8 protein-coding genes are annotated in these 8,035 nt (G+C 64.4%); 3 read left to right on the forward strand and 5 right to left on the reverse strand.

Features of this window, described 5'->3' with window-relative positions; genetic code table 11:
* The 4 genes from EOA32_RS29605 to EOA32_RS29620 form a co-directional block, all read right to left on the reverse strand.
* On the reverse strand, nucleotides 1-1,151 hold a 1,151-nt coding region (locus tag EOA32_RS29605), incomplete at its 3' end, for a di-heme oxidoredictase family protein (protein ID WP_128373611.1).
* 12 nt (nucleotides 1,152-1,163) lie between these two features.
* The gene (gene bfr / locus EOA32_RS29610; protein ID WP_066996298.1) at nucleotides 1,164-1,649 is read right to left on the reverse strand and encodes a bacterioferritin; all 486 of its coding nucleotides are present in this window, start codon (nucleotides 1,647-1,649) and stop codon (nucleotides 1,164-1,166) included.
* Nucleotides 1,615-1,926 (reverse strand): (2Fe-2S)-binding protein, encoded by a 312-nt coding sequence (locus tag EOA32_RS29615; RefSeq protein WP_066996295.1) that lies wholly within the window; start codon nucleotides 1,924-1,926, stop codon nucleotides 1,615-1,617. The genes bfr and EOA32_RS29615 overlap by 35 nt, the downstream gene beginning before the upstream one ends.
* 109 nt (nucleotides 1,927-2,035) lie before the next feature.
* Nucleotides 2,036-3,352, reverse strand: a complete 1,317-nt coding sequence (locus EOA32_RS29620) for an imelysin family protein (RefSeq protein ID WP_189407468.1) — start codon at nucleotides 3,350-3,352, stop codon at nucleotides 2,036-2,038.
* Nucleotides 3,353-3,780: 428 nt separating this feature from the next.
* On the opposite strand from EOA32_RS29620, the gene EOA32_RS29625 reads away from it, so the two are divergent.
* Nucleotides 3,781-5,034, forward strand: coding sequence for an FAD-dependent oxidoreductase (locus EOA32_RS29625; protein WP_128373612.1), 1,254 nt, complete (start codon nucleotides 3,781-3,783; stop codon nucleotides 5,032-5,034).
* Between the two features lie 38 nt (nucleotides 5,035-5,072).
* Here the strand turns inward: EOA32_RS29625 and EOA32_RS29630 are convergent, their stop codons facing one another.
* On the reverse strand, nucleotides 5,073-6,350 hold the full coding sequence (locus EOA32_RS29630; RefSeq protein WP_128373613.1) for a 4-aminobutyrate--2-oxoglutarate transaminase: 1,278 nt from the start codon (nucleotides 6,348-6,350) through the stop codon (nucleotides 5,073-5,075).
* Nucleotides 6,351-6,666: 316 nt separating this feature from the next.
* On the opposite strand from EOA32_RS29630, the gene EOA32_RS29635 reads away from it, so the two are divergent.
* Entirely contained in the window at nucleotides 6,667-7,734 is a 1,068-nt protein-coding gene (locus EOA32_RS29635) for an efflux RND transporter periplasmic adaptor subunit (RefSeq protein WP_245499424.1), read from the forward strand.
* Nucleotides 7,731-8,035: biotin/lipoyl-binding protein (locus EOA32_RS29640; protein WP_128373615.1), on the forward strand; the 305-nt coding region annotated here is incomplete at its 3' end. The genes EOA32_RS29635 and EOA32_RS29640, both read left to right, overlap by 4 nt.

Raw genomic sequence — 8,035 nt, forward strand, 5'->3', positions numbered from 1 at the left:
GTGACGAGGTCCATGACCGGGGGCGGCGCTTCCGCCGCGCCCAGGCGCTCTTGGACGCCATTCGGCAGGGTAAGGCACGCCTTCTCAGCTTCGGTGCAATCGCCCCAATGCTTCGGCACTTCAGGCGTCGAGATGCCGATATCGCCGGCAAAGGCATCGGCGGCCTGCTGCCGGATCGATGCGGCCTGCGCTTTCCAGCCGAAGCGGCCCAAAGTTATCGCGCCGCTCAACTCCTCGCGAACTAGGTTCGGCCGGCCGGAGATGCCGTCGCGGTCGCGGTCATGCGGATCGGCAAGGGCGAGGATGTCGGCCGGGGCGATCTCCTCGATCAGTCCGAGCCCGATCATTGGCGGCGTCAGGCGCGGCGACAACGTCGTGCGCGGGTCGAGCGGGCCATAGCCCGGATTCTCGACCGAGTAGCGGGGCTTGCGCAGCAAAACGACGGCACCGTCGCCCAGCGTTACCTTCTCTTCCGAATAGTCGATGCGCATGCGGCCTTCACCCTTGAGGCCGGGAACCGCCAGATCCTGCAATTGCGAGCCATAGACAGGATCGGGGAAATTCAGCAGCTTATGGTTGGCAAGTTCGGCTCTCTCCTCGGCATTGCTTGCATCGCGCGCCAGCCGCAAGAACATCGAGGTCGAGCCTGTGCCGCTTCCCGGCGGTCGGCCGCGACCATCCTTCAGATGGCAGTTCTGGCAGGCGCGTTCGTTGAACAGCGGACCGAGCCCGTCGGACGCCTGGGTCGATGACGGCGACGACACCCAGTTCTTGCGGAAAAGCGCATTGCCGAGCTTGAAGGTCCCTTCCTCCTCGAAGGTTATGTTGGCGGAAGGCTGCGAGAAGGCGTCGCGGTTGACGTCCTTCCTCGACGTGCCGGCGCCGCCCTGCATCAGCTCGAACGGTTCGGGCTTTGTAAAGTCGGTCGTAGGCTTGGTGACCGCCAACACCCGCGCCTGATCCTCCGGCGTCAGATCTGTGCGGCTCGTCGGCAGACCCGCCGGCTCGCCCGCCATGGCGGGAGCAGAAAGCGTGATTGCCAGCAGGAGCGTGGCATCGCGCCAGATCGGGTATCGCCGGTTCCTCGGGAGCAGCAGGCCGGCTATCTCGGCCCGCCACGAGCGGCGCGAAAAATCTATCGGGCGCCGCATTCCCGCATGTCCTTACTCCGCGTCGTTGGCCGAGTCGGCGTTGAGCTGGCCGTATTTCTCCTCGCCGATCGAGGCGAGCAGGTCGAGCTGACTCTCCAGGAAGTCGATGTGGCCTTCCTCGTCCGTCAGCAGATCTTCGAACAGTTTCATCGACACGTAGTCGCCCGCATCCTGGCAAATCTCGCGCGAGCGCTTGTAGGAGGTGCGCGCGTCATATTCGCCGGCGAGATCGGATTCGAGCACTTCCTTCACATTCTGGCCGATACGCAACGGCGCGACCGACTGCAGGTTCGGATGGCCTTCGAGGAAGATGATGCGGGCAACCAGCCGGTCGGCGTGATGCATTTCTTCGATCGATTCCGCCCGCTCCTTCTTCGCCAGCTTGGTGTAGCCCCAGTCTTCGAGCAGACGATAATGGACCCAGTACTGATTGACGGCACCAAGCTCCAGAAACAGGGCTTCGTTAAGCCGCTCGATGACCTGCGGTTCGCCTTTCATGGGTTCTGCTCCCGAATTGGCCGCGCAGTCCTCTGACGCGGTCCAGGTGTGAAACGATATCCGCGCCGCTCCCCTCTGAACGGGCGTGGTAGTTCTCGGTGACCCGAATGATCGTTTCCACCACATTTGGAAAGCAGCCGCAACAGCGGCCGCGCTTGCGCATGGCATGATAGACCTTGGCCGGCACGATAAGCTGCCAGGGATCTTCATCCAGCAGACCGATGATCGTCTGCTCGATCTCCTTCTCGGTGATGATGTTGCAATGGCAGATCAGCATTCACTTGCTCTGGCTAGCGGCGCTGTTCCGGCGCCGTTTGGCTTGTTTCTCAATTGAGCATGATCTTGTCCAAAAACCGGCTTCCACTTTTTGGGATCATGCTCGGGTGCTACTTGAACACCTTGTCCGGAGCATCAAGGCTGTCGGAGCCCTCGAAGGCGATGGCATTGAGCTTGAGCGAGCCGACCGCGCGTTCGATCGACTTGGTCTGGTCGATCAGCGCGTCGATCGCCGCCTGCACAGTGGCGTTGCCTTCCGCATTGCCTTCGGCGATCTGCTGGTCATAGGCCTCGCCGGCCAGCGCCCGCGCCTTGATCGCTTCCATCTTGGCGACCGAAGTATCGAGCTTGTCCGACAGTTCCTTGTCGATCGCCGGATCGGCCACCTTCACCATGTCCGACACCGACGGGCCGGAAACCACGGTGCCGTCGAGGCGCGTATAGTTGGCGTGATAGGCGGCGCGGATGCCGATCGCATCATAGAGATGCGAGTTGTAGGTGTTGTCCGAGAAGCAGTCCTGCTCCTCCTCCGGATCGTGCAGCAAAAGGCCGAGCTTCATGCGCTCGCCGGCCAGTTCGCCATAGGAGAGCGAGCCCATGCCGGTGAGGATGGTGGAGATGCCGGAATTCGGCTCGCCATCGACGAGGATCTTGCGGGCGGCGCCGTCTTCCTTCCAGTTGTTGACCATCTCCTGCAGGTCGGAGACCAGAAGGTCGCTTGCCGACTTCAGATATTCCGCGCGGCGGTCGCAATTGCCGCCAGTGCAGTTCTTGAGATCGTAGTCGGTGTACGGGCGCTCGCCGGCGCCTGGACCGGTGCCGTGCAAATCCTGGCCCCAAAGCAGGAATTCGATGGCGTGATAGCCGGTCGCGACATTGGCCTCGACGCCGCCGGCTTCCTGCAGCGTGCCTGAGAGGAACTCCGGCGTCAGCTTCGAGGCGTCGACCTTCTTGCCGTTGATCTCGATCTCCTTGTTCGCAATGACGTTCGCCGTATAGAGCGAGTTCTCGTCCGACTCGGTGCCGTAGCTCTTGGCGACATAGTCGATCAGGCCTTCGTCCAGCGGCCAGGAATTCACCTTGCCTTCCCAGTCGTCGACGATCTTGTTGCCGAAGCGGTAGACCTCGGTCTGCTGGTAAGGCACGCGCGCCGCCTTCCAGGCATCGCGGGCAGCGTTGAGCGTCTCTGCCGAGGGCTTGGCGAGAAGCGCGTCGACGGCCTTGTCGAGCGCCTCAGCCGTGGTCAGCGAATCCTCGTATTTGGCGAGCGCGATGTCGGCATAGGTCTTGATCACCGCCTTCGCATCGGTTTCGGCCTTCGCCGGCAGCACGAACACGGCCGCCGTCAGCGCCGCGGTGGCGCCGATCGCGGCAAGCCTGCTGCCCCAACGTAGCGCAATAGTTCGCGGCGTGATTATCGCTTTCATCAATCCCATCTCCTCAGAAATTCAATGACATAGGCATGCGGCCGCCGGCGCGCGGCGCCAGCGCAAGCACGATGACTGGAAAGGCAAAGTTGCCGCGCAATGGCGCGGCCAATCAGCAAAAGACACCGAAATGCCTCCAATCGAAAGGGTTCAAGGCCCAGACATCAAAGGAATGCGCCGAGAGCGCGGCCCTCCCATAAAGCGGCGGAGCGGCTGGAAGTCAACTGGCGGTACAGAGAAAATTCAATTGAAACAACAGTTTAGAATTATTCTAAACTGGAATTATCAACTTTAAGCCGGCGAATGCGGCGGACATCCGGATTGACAGGCGACCATCCTGGGTGCGACCCGGACCACGGCTCTTGCGGCGGCGGCAGACAATCGCCACTTGGCGGAAGATCCTAGATTTGAAGGCAAAAAGGGCTGCGATGAAGAACGGGGTGGTCATTGTCGGTGCGGGTCATGCGGGCGTGCAGGCGGCCGCTAGCCTACGTGAGGAAGGCTATGACGGGCCTGTCATCCTGATCGGCGACGAGAACGAGCTGCCCTATCACAAGCCGCCGCTGTCCAAGACCTTCATCAAGGATGCCGACGCCAAGCCGCAGCCTTTGCGCGGCGAGGCCTTCTATTCCGGCAATGCCATCGACTACCGGCCGGGCGTTTGGATCGACAGGATCGATGGTGGCGAGCGCAGGCTGGACGTTTCCGGCGGCGGCACAATTGCCTTCGACCGGCTGGTGCTGGCCACCGGCTCGCGGCCGCGCCTCCTCAAGCTCGATGGCGCGGAGCTCGCCGGCGTGGTGTCGCTGCGCTCGCTGGCCGATGCGCGGCTGATCCGCGAGTTGAGCGCGCAGAGCGAAGACCTCGTCATCCTCGGCGGCGGCTTCATCGGCCTCGAAATCGCAGCGACGCTGAGGGCCGCCGGCCGCGGGGTCACCGTCGTCGAGGCGCTCGACAGGCTTCTCGGCCGCGCCGTGGCGCCGGCAATCGCGGCGCATGTGCGCCAGCGCCTGGAGGCGATGCGCGTGCGCCTGCTCACCGGCACCACGGTTGCCCGTCTGGAACGCGAAGGCGGCCGCGTTTCGGCCGCGATCACGTCAAGCGGCGAGCGCCTGCCGGCGCAACTGGTGATCATCGGCATCGGCGTGGTGCCCAATGTCGAGCTGGCCGAAGCCGCCGGCATCGCGATCGCCAACGGCATCCGCGTCGACCAGCATATGCAGAGCTCGATCCCGGAAATCCTCGCCGTCGGCGATGCCGCCTCCTATCGGCACTGGTTCACCGGCGGCGACGTGCGGCTGGAATCGGTGCAGAACGCCACCGACCAGGCGCGGCTTGCCGCGCGCACCATCGTCGGCCATGCCGAACCCTTCGCGGCCGTGCCTTGGTTCTGGTCGGATATCGGCGACATGAAGCTGCAGATGGTCGGCCTGACGCAAGGCGGCGACAGCCATGTCGTGCTGGGCGAGCCGGCCGAGAACAAGTTCTCGATCTACCATTATGCCGGCAACAGACTGCTCGGCATCGAATCCGTCAACCGCCCGGCCGACCACATGCTCGGCCGCAAGATGCTCGGCGCCGGCTTCTCGCCCGCGCCTCACACCGTGGCAGCCGGGCCGGATGCGCTGAAGGCGGCGCTTGCGGCCTTCAGCCAGGACGAGCCGGCAAGGGCCGCAGGCTGACGCGCTTACCCTCCCCCTTGTGGGGAGGTAGGGTTGGCTCAAGCCGCCCGCGCCTCGCGGATCGAGGTCTCGAGGATATCCAGCGCCTCGGTCATGACGCCGTCCTGGATGGTGATTGGCGACAGGAAGCGGATGACGTTGCTATAGACGCCGCAGGTGAGCAGGATGAGGCCCTTGTCGAGCGCCTTCAGCCGCACCGCATTGGCTAATTCCGCCGAGGGCAGGCCCTTGTTCACATCATTGAACTCGACGGCGTTCATGAAGCCCGGGCCGCGGATGTCGACGATCTCCGGCACGTCCTCGCGGATCGACGCCAGCCGCTGCTTCAGCCTGGCGCCGAGCGCGTTGGCGCGCTCGCACAGCTTTTCTTCCTCGATGACGTCGAGCACGGCATGCGCCGCGGCGACGCCGATCGGACTGCCGCCATAGGTGCCGCCGAGCCCGCCCGGTCCAGGCGCGTCCATGATCTCGGCGCGGCCGGTGACGGCCGACAGCGGGAACCCGCCGGCCAGGCTCTTGGCCATGGTGGTAAGATCCGGCGCCACGTCATGGTGCTCCATCGCGAACATCTTGCCGGTGCGGGCAAAGCCGGTCTGCACCTCGTCGGCGATAAGAAGGATGCCGTGCTGGTCGCAGGTCTTGCGCAGTGCTGCCATGAAATCGCGCGGCGCCTCGTAGAAGCCGCCCTCGCCCTGCACCGGCTCGACGATGATGGCCGCGACCCTGGCCGGATCGACATCGGCCTTGAACAGCTTGTCGAGCGCTGCAAGCGAATCCGCGACCGACACGCCGTGCAGCGCGACCGGGAACGGCGCATGGAAGACATCGGCCGGCATGGCGCCGAAGCCAACCTTGTAAGGCACGACCTTGCCGGTCAGCGCCATGCCCATGAAGGTGCGGCCGTGGAAGCCGCCGGAAAAGGCGATGACCGCCTGGCGACCGGTGGCGTTGCGCGCGATCTTGATGGCGTTCTCGACGGCCTCTGCGCCGGTGGTGACGAAGACGGTCTTCTTGTCGAACTTGCCGGGCAGCATGCCGTTCAGCCGCTCGGCGAGGCGCACATAGCTCTCGTAAGGAACGACCTGATGGCAGGTGTGGGTGAAGCGGTCGAGCTGCGCCTTGACCGCTTCGATCACTTTCGGATGGCGGTGACCCGTGTTGACCACCGCAATGCCCGACGAGAAGTCGATGTAGCGGCGGCCCTCGACGTCCCAGATTTCCGAATTCTCGGCACGATCGGCGTAGATCTGCGTGGTCATGCCGACGCCGCGCGAGATCGACTGGTTCTTGCGTTCGGAAATGGCTGAATTCTTCATCTCACACCTCATCGGGCCGGCGCCCGCTCCGTTTTGATGCCGTCAAAACCTCTTCTGACCTTATTTCAGGTTTTCCTCAAGTCGGCACATTGGCCCAGTCGATTGGGCCTGCCGCAAGGCCGAAATCGGTCTCGACCAGCCGGTCGATCGTCAGGCAGAAACAGTTTCCTTTTCCGGCCGATCGATTATCCTCGCTGCAGCCGCGACGCGCCGCTGCCGGGAACGGCTCCCGCGGGCCCAGGGAACCATGAGCAGGAACGCGACATCGTCCGCTTTGCCGTCCTTGCCGCTCCGCCCCGCATGTTGTCCAAACACATTGCTGCTGCTGACCTGTGTCTTCGCGGCGCTGCTGGTTTCAGGTTGCCAGAAGCAGCAGGCAGCCGACGAAAAGCTGCCGGTGATGGTGACCACACAGACGGTCGCGCTTGCCGACTACGCGCCGCGGACCTCGCTGACCGGGGTGATCGCGGCCCGCACCCTCAACAATCTGTCGTTCCGCGTCGGCGGGCGCGTCGCCGAGCGGCTGGTCGATGTCGGCCAGCATGTCGACCAAGGGGCGGTGCTTGCCCGCATCGACCCGCAGGAACAGGAATCGGACCTGCGCTCGGCTGAGGCCGACCTCGACGCCGCGCAGGCGCAGCTCACCCAGGCCGCGGCCACTTACCAGCGGCAAAAGACGCTGCTCTCCGAGGGTTTTACCACCAGACGCGATTTCGACACCGCCAACCAGACGCTGAAAGTGGCGCAAGGCAGCGTCGATGCGGCGCAAAGCGCCTTGGCCAACGCCAAGGAAAATCTTTCCTTCACCGAGCTGAAGGCAGGAGCCGGCGGCGTGATCACGGCGCGCCAGGTCGAAGCCGGGCAGGTGGTGCAGGCGGCGCAGACCGTGTTCACCATCGCCGAGGACGGCGACCGCGACGCGGTCTTCAACGTGCATGAAACGCTGGTTGCCCAGACGCCGCCCTCCCCGGCGGTGACGATCACGCTGCTTTCCGACCCTCAGGTCAGGGCTGTCGGCAAAGTGCGCGAGATCTCGCCAGCGGTCGATACCCGGTCGGGATCGATCCGGGTCAAGGTCGGCATTCCCGATACGCCTGCCGGCATGCCGCTGGGTGCGGCCGTGATCGGCACGGTCAGCGCCAAGTCCGTCAAAGCCATCCTGCTGCCCTGGCAGGCGCTGACGTCCACCGCCGGCAAGCCCGCGGTGTGGATCGTCGACCCGTCAAGCAAGGCGGTGACGGCGGCGCCGGTCGAGGTGCTCGCCTTCGATTCCGGCGTGGTCGTCGTCGACAAGGGTCTGCAGGAAGGCCAGAGCGTCGTGACGGCCGCCGGGCAGTTGCTCAGTCCCGGCCAGACGATCGAAGTGGCGGGGTCCGACCAATGAACCGGTCGCCGCACATTGCCTCGCTGGTTCTTCTTGCTGCGCTTGCCGCCTGCTCGCGTTCGGAAGAGAAGGCCCCTGAGGTCATCCGGCCGGTCCTGTCGATGGTGGTCGAACCGAAGACCGTCGAGACCTTCGGCTTTGCCGGCTCGATCGAGCCGCAATACAGCGCCGACCTCGCCTTCCGCCTGCTCGGCCGCGTCGTCTCGCGCGACGTCAAGGTCGGCGACATCGTCAGCAAGGGCACGACGATCGCGGCGCTCGATCCGACGGCGCTGGAGTTCGCCGTCCAGGCATCGAAAGC

The sequence above is a fragment of the Mesorhizobium sp. M1A.F.Ca.ET.072.01.1.1 genome (genome assembly GCF_004023325.1).
GTDB lineage: Bacteria > Pseudomonadota > Alphaproteobacteria > Rhizobiales > Rhizobiaceae > Mesorhizobium.

What these genes read in the sequence shown, in the direction of transcription:
- bfr (WP_066996298.1), bottom strand. Translation starts at nt 1,649, where the DNA reads ATGAAAGGCGAACCGCAGGTCATCGAGCGGCTTAACGAAGCCCTGTTT.
- EOA32_RS29620 (WP_189407468.1), bottom strand. Translation starts at nt 3,352, where the DNA reads ATGAAAGCGATAATCACGCCGCGAACTATTGCGCTACGTTGGGGCAGC.
- EOA32_RS29625 (WP_128373612.1), top strand. Translation starts at nt 3,781, where the DNA reads ATGAAGAACGGGGTGGTCATTGTCGGTGCGGGTCATGCGGGCGTGCAG.
- EOA32_RS29630 (WP_128373613.1), bottom strand. Translation starts at nt 6,350, where the DNA reads ATGAAGAATTCAGCCATTTCCGAACGCAAGAACCAGTCGATCTCGCGC.
- EOA32_RS29615 (WP_066996295.1), bottom strand. Translation starts at nt 1,926, where the DNA reads ATGCTGATCTGCCATTGCAACATCATCACCGAGAAGGAGATCGAGCAG.